11 protein-coding genes are annotated in these 16,485 nt (G+C 47.5%); 7 read left to right on the forward strand and 4 right to left on the reverse strand.

What is annotated here, in order from left to right:
• From EH243_RS06600 to EH243_RS06615, 4 genes are all read left to right on the forward strand, one after another.
• Positions 1-5,908, forward strand: a 5,908-nt coding sequence (locus tag EH243_RS06600) for an Ig-like domain-containing protein (protein ID WP_241235011.1), incomplete at its 5' end; no start/stop codon positions are given.
• An 82-nt stretch (positions 5,909-5,990) separates the two neighbouring features.
• The gene (locus tag EH243_RS06605; RefSeq protein ID WP_164549061.1) at positions 5,991-7,175 is read left to right on the forward strand and encodes a TolC family protein; all 1,185 of its coding nucleotides are present in this window, start codon (positions 5,991-5,993) and stop codon (positions 7,173-7,175) included.
• Entirely contained in the window at positions 7,175-9,340 is a 2,166-nt protein-coding gene (locus EH243_RS06610) for a type I secretion system permease/ATPase (RefSeq protein WP_126157860.1), read from the forward strand. Before EH243_RS06605 ends, EH243_RS06610 begins: the two co-directional genes overlap by 1 nt.
• A gap of 1 nt (position 9,341) precedes the next feature.
• Complete coding sequence (locus EH243_RS06615; RefSeq protein ID WP_126157861.1) at positions 9,342-10,499, forward strand: beta-barrel domain-containing protein; 1,158 nt, start codon at positions 9,342-9,344, stop codon at positions 10,497-10,499.
• Positions 10,500-10,587: 88 nt separating this feature from the next.
• On the opposite strand, the gene EH243_RS06620 is transcribed toward EH243_RS06615, so the two are convergent.
• The 3 genes from EH243_RS06620 to EH243_RS06630 form a co-directional block, all read right to left on the reverse strand.
• Entirely contained in the window at positions 10,588-11,064 is a 477-nt protein-coding gene (locus tag EH243_RS06620) for a copper chaperone PCu(A)C (RefSeq protein ID WP_126157862.1), read from the reverse strand.
• A 91-nt stretch (positions 11,065-11,155) separates the two neighbouring features.
• Positions 11,156-11,761 carry an SCO family protein gene (locus tag EH243_RS06625; RefSeq protein ID WP_126157863.1) on the reverse strand — a complete coding sequence of 202 codons (606 nt, stop codon included), beginning with the start codon at positions 11,759-11,761 and terminating at the stop codon, positions 11,156-11,158.
• Positions 11,761-12,237: a hypothetical protein gene (locus EH243_RS06630; protein WP_126157864.1), complete on the reverse strand. Its 477-nt coding sequence runs from the start codon at positions 12,235-12,237 to the stop codon at positions 11,761-11,763. Before EH243_RS06630 ends, EH243_RS06625 begins: the two co-directional genes overlap by 1 nt.
• A 504-nt stretch (positions 12,238-12,741) precedes the next feature.
• Between EH243_RS06630 and EH243_RS06635 the strand changes: the two genes are divergently transcribed.
• The 3 genes from EH243_RS06635 to EH243_RS06645 all read left to right on the forward strand — a co-directional run bounded on the left by EH243_RS06635 (position 12,742) and on the right by EH243_RS06645 (position 15,407).
• Complete coding sequence (locus EH243_RS06635) at positions 12,742-14,061, forward strand: deoxyguanosinetriphosphate triphosphohydrolase (protein WP_126157865.1); 1,320 nt, start codon at positions 12,742-12,744, stop codon at positions 14,059-14,061.
• A 39-nt stretch (positions 14,062-14,100) separates the two neighbouring features.
• Entirely contained in the window at positions 14,101-14,466 is a 366-nt protein-coding gene (locus tag EH243_RS06640) for a translation initiation factor Sui1 (protein WP_126157866.1), read from the forward strand.
• A gap of 203 nt (positions 14,467-14,669) precedes the next feature.
• Positions 14,670-15,407, forward strand: coding sequence for an aspartyl protease family protein (locus tag EH243_RS06645; RefSeq protein ID WP_277600703.1), 738 nt, complete (start codon positions 14,670-14,672; stop codon positions 15,405-15,407).
• A gap of 91 nt (positions 15,408-15,498) precedes the next feature.
• Here the strand turns inward: EH243_RS06645 and EH243_RS06650 are convergent, their stop codons facing one another.
• Positions 15,499-16,455, reverse strand: coding sequence for a methylenetetrahydrofolate reductase (locus EH243_RS06650; protein WP_126157868.1), 957 nt, complete (start codon positions 16,453-16,455; stop codon positions 15,499-15,501).
• Positions 16,456-16,485 lie beyond the last annotated feature (30 nt).

Genomic DNA, 16,485 nt, shown 5'->3' on the forward strand with positions numbered 1-16,485 from the left:
TAACACGGGCAACTTAACGGATACCAGTACTCTGGATGCGACTGCACCGGCGGCGCCGATCATCGATCCGAGTAATGGGACGGAATTAACCGGTACCGCCGAAGCGAATAGCACGGTCAATATTGATCTCGATGGTGATGGCCTGACGGACCTGACTGCGAACGCCGATGCGAGCGGTGACTGGAGTGCGACGCCGACGACACCGATTGCTGATGGTGTTGAGGTGAGTGCTACCGCGACCGATGAGGCAGGTAATACTAGTGGCCCAGGTACTGTGATTATCGATGCGATCGCCCCAATGAATGGCGACGGTAGCAACAGTATCGTCTTTGATGATGACTTGATTAATGCAGCGGAAGCCTCAAGCGTTACTCTGAGTGGCCAGGTTGAAGCCGGCGGTGTGTTAGGGGCGATTAGCTTGACGGATGGCACCACCACGCTATTGGTTGATAGTGCCGATGTGAGTGTGGATGCCAGTGGTGTGTTGACCGTCAGTGGTCAAGACATCACCAGCCTGAGCGATGGTGACATTACCGTCACGATGGCAGTGACGGATCTTGCCGGTAACACGGGTAACTTAACGGATACCAGTACTCTGGATGCGACTGCACCGGCTGCGCCGATCATCGATCCGAGTAATGGGACGGAATTAACCGGTACCGCCGAAGCGAATAGCACGGTCAATATTGATATCGACGGCGATGGCCAGACCGATCTGACAACGACTGCCGATGCGAGTGGAGACTGGAGTGCGACGCCGACGACACCGATTGCTGATGGTGTTGAGGTGAGTGCTACCGCGACCGATGAGGCCGGTAATACTAGTGGCCCAGGTACTGTGATTATCGATGCGATCGCCCCAACGAATGGCGACGGTAGTAACAGTATTGTCTTTGATGATGACTTGATTAATGCGGCGGAGGCCTCAAGCGTTACCCTGAGTGGCCAGATTGAAGCCGACGGTGTGTTAGGGGCTATTAGCTTGACTGATGGCACCACCACGCTATTGGTTGATAGTGCCGATGTGAGTGTGGCTGCGAATGGTGTACTGACCATCAGTGGACAAGATATAACAAGCCTGAGCGATGGTGACATTACCGTCACGATGGCGGTGACGGATCTCGCCGGTAACACGGGCAACTTAACGGATACCAGCACTCTGGATGCGACTGCACCGGCTGCGCCGATCATTGATCCGAGTAATGGGACGGTATTAACCGGTACTGCCGAAGCGAATAGCACGGTCAATATTGATCTTGATGGCGATGGCCTCACGGATCTGACCGCGAATGCCGATGCGAGCGGTGACTGGAGTGCGACGCCGACGACACCGATTGCCAATGGTGTTGAAGTGAGTGCTACCGCAACCGATGAAGCGGGTAATACCGGAGCGCCAGGCACCAAAATTATTGATGCCAGCGCGCCAACGAATGGCGACGGTAGCAACAGTATTGTCTTTGATGATGACTTGATTAATGCGGCGGAAGCCTCAAGCGTTACCCTGAGTGGCCAGGTTGAAGCTGGCGGTGTGTTAGGGGCGATTAGCTTGACTGATGGCACCACCACGCTATTGGTTGATAGTGCCGATGTGAGTGTGGATGCTAGTGGTGTGTTGACCATCAGTGGACAAGACATCACCAGCCTGAGCGATGGTGAAATTATCGTCACCATGAAGGTTACCGATGCTGTTGGCAATAGCGGGAGCCTAACTAACACCAGTGTTCTCGATGCGACTGCACCAGCGGCGCCAATTATTGACCCGAGTGCGGGTTTTGAGCTTAGCGGTACCGCCGAAGCAAATAGCACGGTTAATATCGATATTGATGGTGATGGTCATACTGATCTAACAACCCATGCGGATGCTGATGGTGATTGGAGTGTCACTCCGTCTACGCCGATTGCCAATGGTGTTGAAGTGAGTGCTACCGCGACCGATGAGGCGGGTAATACGGGAGCGCCAGGCACCGAAATTATTGATGCCAGCGCGCCAGATAATGGCGATGGACTCAATAGCATTATCTTTGATGATGACTTGATTAATGCGGCGGAAGCCTTGAGTGTCACCCTGAGTGGCCAGATTGAAACCGGCGCTATGGTAGGTAATGTCACCTTAAGTGATGGGACAAATACTCTGTTGGTTGATAGTGCCGATGTGAGTGTGGATGCCAGTGGTGTGTTGAGCATCAGTGGTCAAGACATCACCAGCCTGAGCGATGGTAAAATTACTGCAACGATTGTCGTGACTGATTCTGACGGTAATGTGGGTGACTTAACCGCGACTAGTACCCTTGATGCCACGGCACCTGCCGCGCCGATCATTGATCCGAGTAATGGGACGGTATTAACGGGTACCGCCGAAGCGAATAGCACGGTCAATATTGATCTTGATGGCGATGGCCTGACGGACCTGACTGCGAATGCCGATGCGAGTGGAGACTGGAGTGCGACGCCGACGACACCGATAGCCAATGGTGTTGAAGTGAGCGCCACCGCAACCGATGAAGCGGGTAATACCGGGGCGCCAGGCACCGAAGTTATTGATGCCAGCGCGCCAACGAATGGCGACGGGCTCAACAGTATTGCCTTTGATGATGACTTGATTAATGCCGCTGAAGCACTGTCTGTAACACTGAGTGGTCAAATTGAAACCGGCGGTGTGGTAGGTAACGTCACCTTAAGTGATGGGACAACTACCCTGTTAGTTGATAGTGCCGATGTGAGTGTGGATGCTAGTGGTGTGTTGACCATCAGTGGTCAAGACATCACCAGCCTGAGCGATGGTGACATTACCGTCACGATGGCGGTGACGGATCTCGCGGGTAACACGGGCAACTTAACGGATACCAGCACCCTTGATGCCACCGCCCCCGTCATCGTTGATCAGATAAAGCCGGTTGATGAGGGTTCTGAACTTAACAGCGCTGTTAATGGCCAACTGGTTATCAATGAGTCTTTAGATTCTGTATCGGTTAGCCTGACAGGCGATGCTGTTACATCAGGTGGCGAGCCGGTCAGTTGGGTATTGAACGTTGATCAAGCCACCGGTCAGAATATCTATACTGGATCGACAGCAACGGGTGTTGTTGCAACCTTAGAAGTAAATACAGATGGAAGCTATCAGTTTAATCTGCAGCAGCCTTTAGATCATTCGCAGTTAGGAAGTGATTCGTTAGCGCTGGAGTTTGCTATTCAAGTGGACGATCAAGCCGGAAATAGCAGTTCTGATGGTCGTATCATTATCGATGTGGTGGATGATGTACCCGTCGCTAAAGCCTATACACAGTTTACAATCACGAATATTAACACGCCGGTATCCGGTAGTTTTGTGGAGGAGGCTAGTGTCGATGGTACGAGCGTATCGAGCATTACCATTGATGGCTATACATTTGAGTACGACGTAGACACAAATAGCGTGAGTACTTATGGTGGATCCGACTTGGTACTCAATTTCAATGCGAGTGATTTTGATGCGGCTACGCAAACATTAGTTATTAATACGATTAAAGGCGAGAGCATAACGGTTGATCTTGCGGCAGGAGATTATAGCTATACCACGACGGGTGTGGCTGTTGTTGACCCTGAGGTTCAAGAAGCACCGACGGCGGCTCTTGGCGACAAAAGTGCACTACTCGGACTCGTTGGTGCTGATGCACTAAACCTCATCAATCTAAGTGGTTCACAGGCTTTTTCTGTTAACGATGTTAATAACGATATTACTAAGGTAGCTATAGAAACGTCGGGGATAACTGTCGCATTAGGTTCAATTAGTTTCGAATATTCACAAGCGCTTGCTACTGAGTTTGGTTTATCCGTTACGACCAAGGACATTAATCTACTGAGCCTTGGTGCAGGGGCTTCTATTACCATTGAGGCTTTGGATGGCGGCACTATCGATAATCAGATTATTAATGAGTTTTTAGGGACAGTGTATCGTAATAACCAAACGCTATTGGATTTGGACGCTATATCCTCATTGAGTATCGAGGTAACTGATTCTTTAAATAAGACGGTAATAGAGACGTCAGGAGACCTACTCGATTTATCGGTACTAAATGTTGATGCAGCTTCGAGTGATCTTTTTGAGGGTGATAGCACCGGGAATTCCATCGATGGAACCACCGAATCAGATCGCCTATACGGTTATGACGGTGATGACACGCTTAATGGCGGTCAAGGTGCTGATATTCTGCGTGGTGGTCGCGGCGATGATGTGTTAAATGGCGGTACTGGGAATGATATTCTAGTTGGCGGCTTAGGGAGTGATACGCTAACGGGAGGCTCGGGTTCTGACGTTTTCCGCTGGGAAGAGGGTGATACCGGCAGTGCAGTCGATGCGTTTACAGATGTGATCACCGATTTTGATAATAGCCCCGTCAGTTCCGGTGGTGATCTGTTGGACTTCAGCGGTGTGCTTGAGGGCGAAGGTAAAATTGGCACCTCTAACGCGGGTAATTTAGCCAACTACTTACACTTTGTTTATAACGGTGCGGATACCATTGTTTATCTACACACAACCGGTGGCTTCCGGGATGGTTTTAATGAGCTTGATGCACAACAAAGTATTGTCATTCAGGGCGTTGATCTAGTCGGTAGTTTAACGAGTGATCAGGATGTTATTGAGTCACTGCTAGCGCAGGGTAACCTTTTAGTTGATGATGCCGATGTCGATAGTGATCTGCTGGGTGGAACCACTACCGTTGATGTTGAATTAGTCGATGGTGATGGGGATACAGATACCACTCGGGTGGATTTTGAAAGCTCCAGTGCAGCCCCTGATTCCGATACGGTGGCTAACAATACCGCACCCACTATTCAAGCAGACTCTAGTGCTTTAGGCGGTATCGCGGGTGTGAGTGCTTTGGGCGTACTGGACTTTAGTGGTCAGGATGTCACGGTGTTTGATTTGGAAGGAAACTTACAAAGTGTTGAAATTGATTATCAAGCACCGATTAGTATTAATTTAGCGCCACTGAACTTAGCGGTGTCAGACCGGTTAGCATCAGAACTGGGACTTAAGGTTGAGGTTGTTAATGACACGGGTGTACTGGGACTTCTGGGTGCTTCATCGACATTAACGATAACCGCAATCGATGGTGGTGATATTGATAACGAAGCGATTAATGAACTGTTATCAACATTAAATATGTACGATAATCTAAGCTTACTCGCGGGTGTGTTGTCTTTAGATTTGCGAGCCGAGGTGCTTAATAATATCACCCTTACCGCGACCGATAGCTTGGGCGAAAGTAGTTCTGAATCGCTGGGTAATTTGGTTGATATTAATGTAGCTGAGGGGCTACTGTTTGATAATGACGCTTCAGTGGTTGAAGGAACCGATAATCAAGATCTACTCGATTATTCATCTGAAACCGATGATCTCCATATTTATGGCTACGGTGATAATGATGTTATTAGTGGCGGCTCCGGAGATGACCTCATTAGGGGAGGGTCTGGTGATGACATTATTGATGCTGGTGCGGGTGATGATGTCATTATTGACGGTGTTGGTGCCGATACGATTAATGCTGGTGAGGGCGATGACTCGATCTACCTACTAGGTGCTGGTTTTACATCAATAGATGGTGGTGATGGGACAGATACGCTTGTTCTGCCAACAAATCTTAACCTTGATTTCAGTTCTAATACATTGGGATCAGTCACCAATATTGAGAAGCTGGCATTTACGGAAGACGAGACTGCCAATACGCTTACGTTGACAGAGCAAGCGGTCAAAGAGCTAACGGATGTTGATGACGAACTGATCATTAATGGTAACGATACAGATACGGTTCAAATCTTGGGTGGTGCTTTAGAGGGAAGTGTGACACTCGATAGTGTTATCTATTCAGAGTATTCATTAGGTTCAACAACGCTTTATATCGATGATGACGTCAATGTCAGCGTTTAAACGCTTTTCTAGTGTTGCGTTAATATTGGCAAGTGCATGTTTGTCTTCTCCTGCTTTTTCTGAACAAGAGGAGAAGACCGCATTGGCTGATCTTGTCAATCTGGGGTTAAGCCTAAACCCTAGAGTGCATGCAGCGGTGGCGGAACTCAATAGTGCAAAGGTCAATATTGAAGTTGAAGAAGGCGGCTATTGGCCTTCCCTTAGCATTTCAGCGGGGCCTGAAAATGGCTTAAGCGAGCTTGGTTATGACCTTGCTTTAACGCAAATGCTCTATGACTGGGGTGAAACTGACAGTAAGGTTGATGTTGCAACTGCTCAGATGAAACAGAAAATCTACTCGCTGTTAATGGTGCGTTCCGATGTGTCTTTAGAGGTTATTGAAGCCTCTTTAGACATAGCGCTCGCCAATAAACAATTAACACTCGTCGGTGATTATACGGAACGATTAAAAAAAATATTATCTCTTGCTGAAAAACGAATGCGAGGTAATTTTAGTGATCGAGCCGAGTTAAGCCGAGTGAGACAGGCGATTAGTTATGCTGGGCAACAACAAGCATTTCTGACGGGTGAACTCAAAGATGCAGAGTGGCGTTATATGAATCTGCTTCATCGTCAGCCGACCGATCTGCCTCTGTTAACCGAGATGAACGACCGTCTGATTGATAAGCTTCCCAATGAGGAGAGTATTAAAAAACTTATTGATGCATCTCCGAAATATATGGAAGCCAGAGAGGATTTGTATATTGCAGTGGCGAATGTACAAACAGCACAAGCGGCAGAACGGCCTAACTTGGTGTTGCAGGCGCAGGCACAGCGGCGGGAAATCGATGGTGAATTAACGGATGATTCCTCGGTCGCGGTCAGGTTTCAAATGGAGCTTGGACAGGGGCTTTCTAACTTTAAACGCACCGATATGCAGCGTATTCAAGTTGAGGCGGCCCAATGGAATCTAGATTCGGTTGCTTTAGAAATGGAACGTGATATCTACTCAAATAAAGAGAGTGTTACCGCGTTATATCATCAGCAAAATGCCATTAAAGAGCAGCTGCAACAAACAAAAATACTCATACATACCTATCAAGCTCAATTTAATGCAGGTCTGCGTACCATTGAAGAGTTGCTGAGTGTAGAGAGGGAAAATTACGAGTTAATCAGTCAGCTGGTCAATAATATTATTGAATCTTATCGATTGCCTTATCGGAGCGCTTCAGCGTTGGGCATTCTTCCTGAGTTATTGATTGAGCAAAAAAATACGGCTTTAAATTAATGGATACTAACAAGGTGAGTGAGTCGCAAGGTTCACCGGGGACCGCTCGTCGCTTTGCTTTTAAAAAAGTTAAACAGGATAAGTTAAGACAGAGTTTAGTTCGCTACAGTGCGTTGTTTGGCCGTAGTACGACAGAATCCGAATTAGCCGATGGCTTTCCGCTTGAAGAAGGGCGATTGCCCATCGAGCATATCAGTCGTGCGCTTAAGCGGGTCGGTCTGAGTGCGAAAGTCACGGCAATGGATCTGAATGACCTCAGCGAAATACATTTCCCTGTTATCTTAATTACTCATGATCATGATGGCCTCATTCTGCTTGAGCTGAAACAAGCGATGGCGACGGTGTTAGAGAATGAGAGCGGCGGAAAAGTAGAACTCAGTATTGATCAATTAGAAGCACTTTATAGTGGCGTTTTGATCATAGGGAAGCCTGAGTATGTCGCTGATAATCGGGCTGAAAATTTTGCTCAAGCGAAACAGAAGCATTGGTTAAAAGATAGCTTAAAAGCCTGTTGGCCAACCTATCTAGAAGTCGGTGCCGCATCATTGGTGGCTAACTGTTTGACGGTGGCTACCTCATTATTCGCATTGCAAGTGTATGACCGCGTGGTACCAAATGATGCGTTTGATACGCTATTTGTCTTGGCATCAGGGGTAGTACTGGCGATTGTGCTGGATTTTGTCTTACGCTTATTGCGAACACATCTGTTAGATATGACCGGTAAAAAATTAGACCTTGAACTGTCATCGGCACTGTTTAATCGGGTGTTGCAGATTCGTTTATCTGCTAAACCTCGATCTACAGGCGCTTTTTCTAGTCAGCTTCGAGAGTTTGAAAGCGTGCGTGAATTTTTTACCTCGTCCACGGCAAGTACGATTAGTGATTTTCCCTTTATATTTTTATTTCTATTACTGATTGGTTATTTGGGTGGCCCTATTGTTTGGGTGCCCTTAGTCGCCATCGTTTTGATGTTATTACCGAGTCTATTAATGCAGGGTAAATTAGCGGCATTGTCACGTGAAAATATCCGTGAAGGGGCGGTTAAATATGGACTAATGCTTGAGGTTATTGAGAACTTAGAAAGTGTTAAGGCGATTAAGGCCGAAGGCAGAAATCTAAGGTTATGGGATAACTTATCCAACAAGCTGGCCAGCGATAATATTAAACTGAGACGACTATCCTCCTTTTTGAATCAGGGCGCATCAATGGTTCAGCAGCTCTGTTATGTTGCGGTTGTGGTGGTTGGTGTTTATTTAATCAGTAGTGGGGAGTTAACCATTGGTGGACTCATTGCTTGTACGATGCTCGCTTCACGGACTATCGCACCAGTCAATCAGATGACTGGGGTGTTAGTGCGTTGGCAACATGTCAAGGTTGCGTTGGAGGGCTTGAACGACCTGATGAAAGCCCCGATTGAAAGACCTTTGGGGCGTCAGTTTGCACGTAAAGAAACACTTGTGGGTGATTACCAGCTAGAGGGCGTTAAACTACATTACAATCCTGATGCACCGCCGGCACTGAATATCGCCAAATTAAATATTACGGCGGGTAGCCGAGTTATCTTGTTGGGTAGTAATGGGGCTGGTAAATCGACTCTTTTGCGGGTGTTGTCGGGGTTGGAAGATATCCAAGAAGGCACCTTTCTACTCGATCATATTGCGATGTCTCAGTTGGACCCAGCAGATCGACAGAAAAATATTGGTTATTTACCACAAGATGTTGCCCTTTTTCATGGCTCGCTCCGTGATAACTTATTGTTGAGCGGTAATATTTATGACGATGACGTTCTTTATGAAGTACTCGATGCGATTGGTCTAGGCGTGGCTGTTCGGGCTCATCCCCAAGGGTTAGACCTGCCTATTTTAAGTAACCGTAGTTTGTCGGGTGGGCAACGGCAGGCCGTTGGCTTGGCACGCCTTATTTTGCAAGACCCCAAAATTGTTCTACTCGATGAGCCGACCGCCGCGTTTGATCAGTCGACCGAAGAAAACGTTATCCGATTTTTACAGACCTGGTTAAAAGGCCGTACATTAATTATGGCAACCCACAAACGAAAAATGCTGGTCTTAGGCGATAGAGGCATTGTATTAGCGAATGGTAAAATCCACATGGATGGTACGTTTGAAGATTTAATGAAACAGCAGGTTGTTAATAAGGCGTCTTGATATGTTGGAACTCGATAGACTAAAAGGCGCAAAAGGTGCTTCTAAGGTACGTCCGGCACTCTGGTTATGCTGCTTCGTCGTTATTATCTTTATTGTTTGGGCTGCTTTTGCAAAGATCGATGAAGTGACTCGAGGAGATGGGCGTATTATTCCATCCAGCCGGTTACAGCTGATTCAAAGCTTAGAGGGTGGGATTATTGATAAGCTTCTGGTGCATGAAGGCGAGATGGTTGAGGCTGGCCAGCCGCTAATCGAGCTGGATAAAACACGTTTCTTTTCCGCTTATAGGGAAGGGGAGAGCCAATCTTCATCATTAAGAGCCTCTATCGCACGATTAGAAGCCGAGGTGCAGAATCATAGCCAGGTCACTTTTCCAGAAGATCAATTGATTGATAGTAAGGATATTGCTGTCGAAACATCGTTTTTTGAGGCCAGAAGAGAAAAGAAACAACAAACGATTGCTTCCTTAAGACATAAAATGTCGCTTGTTAGGGATGAGTTAAAAATTATACGCCCCTTGGTGGCCGATGGTGCGGTGAGTCAGATGGAACAACTTCGTCTCGATAAAGAGGTCGAAGATCTTAATGGCCAGATAGTAGGAACCAATAAAGGTTATATGCAAGATGCTTATGCCGAACTGACCCAGAAAAAAGCTGAACTAAATGCATTGACTGAAAAACTGGTACAGAAAAAGGATCAGCTTTTACGTACAGTCATTAAATCACCGGTAAGAGGCATGGTGAATGATATTTTAGTCACTACCAAGGGAGGGATTGTTCAACCGGGCGAGGCCATTATGAAGGTGCTCCCTATTGATGAACAACTGGTTATCGAAGCCAAAATTAAACCAAAAGATATCGCTTTTTTAGCTCCGGGTATGCCTGCAAAAATTAAAATAACGGCTTATGATTACACTATTTATGGAGACTTAGAAGGAGAGGTCGTGCAGATCAGTCCGGATACGATAGAAGAAGAAACCGCGCAAGGTAAAGAGTTTTATTATCAAATATTAGTGCATACCACTAAAAATTATTTAGAAAAAGAAGGCGTTATGTTACCTATTCGTCCTGGAATGATTGCTCAGGTTGATATCTTAGGTGGGAAGCGAACAATATTAAACTACATTCTCAATCCACTATTAAAGGCTCGATTGAATTAATGAGTTATTAGTTTTACCCATTAATGTTTGCCAAATAAAAAAGGCCTGCGGATAAGTTACCCACAGGCCTTTTTTGCTGATCAGAGGTTTACTGATCAGGCATATCTTTTTTCATATCGTGATGCATCTTCATATTGCTCATGCCGGCCATAACGTCCATCACCGGAATGTCGAGTTGTTCAGAGCTGCCATCACTGAAGTTAAGCGTCAGGTCGATCATCTCGTCTTTCGCAAGGTTATGTTCAAGGCCGATCAGCATGATGTGTAAGCCACCCGGTTTTAATGCGACTTCGCCATTAGGCTGTAAGGTGATTTTCGGCACCTGACGCATTTTCATCACCCCGTTATCATGGATGTGGGTATGGAGCTCTACCACCTTCGCGACTGAGGAGGCGGCCGATACCAAGGACACCTCTTCGTTACTGTTGTTTTTTAGTGTCATAAAGGCGGCGCTATTCGGTTGCCCAGGCGGTACCAAGCGGGCATAAGGTTGATCCACCGTTACCTCGGCAAAAGCCGAAGCAGATAACGTCAGTGCAGCAACTAGCGTCAATAGTTTTTTCATAACAGTCCTATGTTCATTACGGTTTTCTGTACAACTGTATTTGTCAGTCGAGGTTTAAGGTAATCGTTGGATCAATGTCCCGCGCTGCCTGTCAAAGTAAGGTTTGAATTTCAGCGATAACTTGATCGGGAGGTGTGCCGTGGGGAAGAGCCTTGGCTAATTCACCTTGTTTATTGATCATATAAATTCGTGATGAGTGATCGATGGCATAGCCCATAGCGGAATCTTGCATATCGACGATACGGTAGAAAGCACCATACTGAGCAACGATATTATCAATGTTATCCCGATCGCTTGTGGCGCCGATAATTGAAGGGTGAAAGAAGTGGCTATATTCCGCTAGATGCTTTGGCGTATCACGTTCTGGATCGACACTCATAAAGATAGGCTGAACCTGTTTTTGTTGATCGCTATCTAGGTTTTTCATCGTTTGGGCGATGATAGCGAGGGAGGTTGGGCAAACATCTGGACAGTGGGTATAACCTATGTAGAGCATCACCACTTTGCCTTTAAAGTCATGCAGTGAAATGTCACCCTCTTCGCTTTGCAGAGTGAAGTCCCCACCGAGCTTTTTCAGTAGGGCAGTGCCCGCGGCGTTGTTTGGTTGTGGGGTTAACAGATAAGCAGTGACAATACCGGCCAGTAGCACGAGTGTCAGAAGTAATAGGTTACGTAGTGTCGTCAGGTTATTTGCCATTATTTCGCTCTAAATTCAAACAATGTGTTGAGTGGCCCAGCGGTGGTGTCTGCTGAAACGGTTAAGCGCCATAGCATCTCACCGGTGGTGCAAACGGCTAATTGGCCTGCTCCTGTAAAGCTGCCTGGCTGACCTTCTACCGCGGTCAACGCTGTTTGATTAATCCCCATAAACATCTCGCTACCCTGTAGGTTGATCAATACGCTGCTGGTCTCAACGCCGTAGATATGTACTTGATAGCTGAGCGGTGTCATCGATTTGATGGGCCGCGGCATAATATCCAGTGATAACGTCGCCTCGCCTATCTGTACCGTACAACGCTGCAGGTTTAGGTCGCACTGACTCGCCACCGCATCCTTATCCTTCGCGGGTAGACTGAAAATGGATGTTCCTAACCAAACCGCGACAATAAATCCCACCAGTAGTATTAGGTAAAGGTAATTTGGTGTGCTTTTTACACTGTCTGTATACGCCATTGATGGGGCTTTCCTCTGGGGTGAATTGTCACCGATCCGGACGGGGATCTGAATGTGGCAAATTGTCGCATTATCGATGATGTAGTGGAATGCTATTCGGTTAAATTCAGTTGGCTAAGGGTGAGATGGCGCGGATAGTCGGTGATCTGAGTTGCTATTAAGATTCGCTGATGGTTTCGGGGGATTTAAGGCTGAGTTGGACGGTTTCAGGCGGAAGGCATCGAGCATCATGATAGGCCTGTAAAAACGTTCAGCTGACCGAGCATCGATTAAGCTGAATGATGCTCTTTAGGCATCGCTGAGACCTTTATGCACCGGTGCTTATATGACATGACAGTACTTTTCACAGGGTATAACAGATCAGATGGAATACATATTTTGATGCCTAGGCGAGGATCAGCAAAAGTGGTCTAGAGTGTAGAGTTGTGCAAGCCTTCAGTATCGATTGATTTGCGCGGGGTGATATCGCACACTGGCACTAACATTAATGGATGGGTCGAAAAGATGGAGTGGGATAAGTTACTGACAACCAAGCGTTATGGTCATGAATATCTAACCCCGAAAGAGGTGGGTAGGAGTCATTTCCATAAAGATCATGACCGTATTGTTTTCTCCAGCGCGTTTCGCCGTTTAGGGCGTAAAACGCAGGTGCATCCTTTATCCCTTAATGATCATATTCATACCCGCCTAACCCATAGTATTGAGGTGGGCAGCCTTGGGCGGAGTCTCGGTATTCGCGTAGGGGAGTTGTTGCAGGATCAACTACCTGAGTGGATCAGCCCCCATGATCTTGGCACCATTGTGCAGTCGGCCTGTTTAGCACACGATATTGGTAACCCGCCTTTTGGTCATGCCGGTGAGTACGCGATTCGTGATTGGTTTAAGCATAAAGCGCCTAAACACTACCTCGAAGGTCTCTCTGCCACAGAGCTATTAGACCTGCAAACCTTTGAAGGTAACGCGCAGGGTTTTCGCGTGGTGACACGCATCGAAAATCATCTGTTTGATGGCGGCCTTAGACTCACCTATCCCACCCTCGGTACCCTGTTGAAATACCCTTGGACTGTTGAAAGGGCGGGTAAGAAAGGCAAGTTTAGCTGCTTTGGCACTGAACGTGAGATTCTAAACTCTCTGGGGCGTGAACTAGGCTTAGTTAAATTAGGTGAAGATTTTTGGTGTCGCCATCCACTGGCTTTCTTGGTGGAGGCCGCCGATGATATTTGCTATGCCATACTCGACCTTGAAGATGCCATCGAGCTGAATATTCTCGGCTTTGATGATATTAAACCGATCATGCTGCAAATTTGCGGTGATCTTAACTATGAAGATCAGATCTTTTTTACCCAAGCCTCAGCCCGCCGAAAGATATCGGCTTTGCGGGGGATGGCGATGGAAAATATGGTCGAATCGACGGTATCAGCCTTTATGGCAAATCTTTCTGCGATTATGGCGGGTGAATATACCGGCGAGCTACTGGCGGATGGCGATCCCGGCGTGCGCGAAGGGTTGGAAAGGGCGAAAACGATCGCCCGTGAACGGGTCTTTCCCGATAACCGTAAAGCTGAACTTGAAGTCGGTGCTTACAGTACCCTCGGTGGGCTATTAGATGCTTTTTGTGCCGCGGCCTATGAGCAACATACCCAGAGCGCTGAGCAACTGAGCTATCGCAGTGAAAAGATCATTAGTCTGATGGGTATACATAGCCCAGAACCGGAATGGCCTCTTTATCCCTCTTATATGCGGGTACTCGATTTTATCGGCGGGATGACTGATAATTACGCGGCTTATCTGGCTCGCCAGATCGGTGGTATGTCTGTTAACTAAGCTACACTCAGTAAATGAAAAAGGGATAGCGTTGTGTCAATGCGTGATCAGTTAAGTGGCCTCGTCTTTTCGACTGAAAAAGGTCAATTGTGTCCGGGATGTAAAGAAGCGGTCGATCAATGTATCTGCGATCAGCTGGCTGATCAGCAGCGTCTGGAAGGCCTCGATGGTGTTATTCGCATCCGTCGAGAAACCTCTGGTCGTAAAGGTAAGGGGGTCACCACGATTAGTGGTATTCCGCTGGCTGAAAAAGCACTCAAGGCGCTGGCAAAAACACTCAAACAGCAGTGTGGCACGGGTGGCTCGCTAAAGGATGGTATCATCGAAATACAGGGTGATCATCGGGAAAAACTAAAACAGCTACTCGAAAAGCAGGGCTATACCGTGAAGTTGGCGGGCGGGTAAGATGAGCAAGCCAAAACGAAAGAGAGTGTGTAGATTCTGCATGATGATGCGCTTCATGTTGCTGTTTCTAGCGATTGTTGCGGTTTTCCTGTTAAATGGGATTTATCAGTTTTGGAATTGAGCCATCATATAACGGCAAGGTGCCGGTGATGCAATAACAGAGAGTCGGTTCGATGCGCAGATCCTTCTATGCCTTATCTTGTATGCTTTGCTTGATTACACCGTTTTCATCCATGGCTGTTGCGGAAATTTTTCATTATACCGATGGCAATGGCCGCAAAGTCTATGTTGATAGCCCACATAAAATCCCCCCTCAGTATCGTCAAAAAAGTCAGACAATTACCACAGAACAGCGTACCGACGCGGAAAAACAGGCCAGTCAGGAAAGTCGGCAACAGACCAGTAATGCGTTTCAGCGTAAACAACAGATTCGTAAGTTAGAACAAACCATCGAGAAAATGACAACCCCAGTGAGAATTATCGGCAACCAAGTATTGGTGCCGGTCGATGTTGTATGGGGCGGACGTAAAGCCAGTCTGCATCTACTGCTCGATACCGGCGCCAGCATGACCGTGCTACACCGTGAAGGGGTCAGTTCACTGAATATCGCCAGCCGCAACTCCAGTTATGCACAGGTGGCCGGTGGCGGCATTATTAAAACCGAACGAGTGGTGTTTGACCGGTTAGAACTCGGTCCCTATCGTATTGAAAATAAATCCACCGCGGTGATTGAAACGACCGGTCAGCAAGCCTTTGATGGCCTTTTAGGTATGGATATCCTCGGTGGTGGCCAATATAAAATCGACTTTCAGCAACGTAAAATCATCTGGTCGCCGGAGAAATACCAGCAGATGCAAGAGGTGCTAGAACAGTTGAAAGTCGGTAAGGCCGAGGTTGCGACAGAATCTGCAGGGGCGCCAGAGGGGGCGAAGGCGCTGTGATTCTAAGTGGTGATAGCGGTTGGCTTAATAGCTGAAAGCGATATCAGCACAGGGCGTACCTCCTACGGTTGTGGCGTAGGAGGAGACACGATCAAAGCTCTAATTCAGCGAGTTTCAAATCCAATGTGGCTTTGAGTAGTTTATAAAGCCGGATCGCCGCGTCGATCTCTTCTTTTCGGTTGGTCAAACTTTCGATGTTCAGCCCCAGAGGAATACCTAGGCCGCCACAGGCTTCAAGAATCTGATCGAGATTGTTGCGGCAGATACGGATCGATTCTCCCAGTGGGTTATGCGCATCGAGAATGCGATGGCAGGTTGCTTGGGGGACTGAGATGCCGAGCCATTCCATAAATTCCAGTGTTTTTGCGCTACCGCAGGGCGTAAAGGTAAGAATGATGCGTTTTGGTGTTAGGCCACGCTCTTTGCATTCACGGGCATAGGAGCTGAGCAGATCAATGGTTGCCTGTGGGTTGTATACCGCTTGTGAAACGAAAAACTCGCAGCCTTGGGCGCTTTTCTCTAAGAGTCGAAGATGTTCGTCGCCTTTGCTCGCATGACGCTCTGCGATGGTTACCCCGCCTAAATTAAAGTTGAGGCTATGTTCTTTCATTGTCGCGTAGGCTTGCGACAAGGGGAGTTTGATCTCACCCTCTGATGAGGGACTGCCGACCAGTACCAAATCCCGGACACCATGGGGACACCAGGCCCGATCGAGCCATTCATCAAACTCTTCGCGGCTACGCTGGGAAACACTTTTGTAGGTGATGACTGGGCGACCAGATTTTTCCCGCAGGATGGCAGAATAGTCCCGTGGGTCATGGGTATTCATAAAGGGGAACGGGCGGGGTTTATCGATGCGGCTGCTCTCATCCTGAATGTCATACACAATGAGCCCGTCAAAATCGATCTTGCCTAGACGTTCGAGTAGTTTGTCGCCTATATCGGATACCTGTGCCATAGAAACAGAAGACTTCGGCGGGGTGGTGCCAATAAAATAGACGCCGCGAGATGGGTCGGCGAATTTCTGTTTCAGTTTTGAGTCGCTCATGTGGGTATCCGTTAGTGTTTACACTAGTGC

Source organism: Amphritea opalescens (assembly GCF_003957515.1).
Lineage (GTDB): Bacteria > Pseudomonadota > Gammaproteobacteria > Pseudomonadales > Balneatricaceae > Amphritea > Amphritea opalescens.

Bases quoted from the DNA above. Each gene is read 5' to 3' on its own strand.
- EH243_RS06640 (WP_126157866.1), top strand. From the start codon at position 14,101: ATGCGTGATCAGTTAAGTGGCCTCGTCTTTTCGACTGAAAAAGGTCAA.
- EH243_RS06615 (WP_126157861.1), top strand. From the start codon at position 9,342: ATGTTGGAACTCGATAGACTAAAAGGCGCAAAAGGTGCTTCTAAGGTA.
- EH243_RS06645 (WP_277600703.1), top strand. From the start codon at position 14,670: ATGCTTTGCTTGATTACACCGTTTTCATCCATGGCTGTTGCGGAAATT.
- EH243_RS06635 (WP_126157865.1), top strand. From the start codon at position 12,742: ATGGAGTGGGATAAGTTACTGACAACCAAGCGTTATGGTCATGAATAT.
- EH243_RS06610 (WP_126157860.1), top strand. From the start codon at position 7,175: ATGGATACTAACAAGGTGAGTGAGTCGCAAGGTTCACCGGGGACCGCT.
- EH243_RS06630 (WP_126157864.1), bottom strand. From the start codon at position 12,237: ATGGCGTATACAGACAGTGTAAAAAGCACACCAAATTACCTTTACCTA.
- EH243_RS06625 (WP_126157863.1), bottom strand. From the start codon at position 11,761: ATGGCAAATAACCTGACGACACTACGTAACCTATTACTTCTGACACTC.
- EH243_RS06650 (WP_126157868.1), bottom strand. From the start codon at position 16,455: ATGAGCGACTCAAAACTGAAACAGAAATTCGCCGACCCATCTCGCGGC.
- EH243_RS06620 (WP_126157862.1), bottom strand. From the start codon at position 11,064: ATGAAAAAACTATTGACGCTAGTTGCTGCACTGACGTTATCTGCTTCG.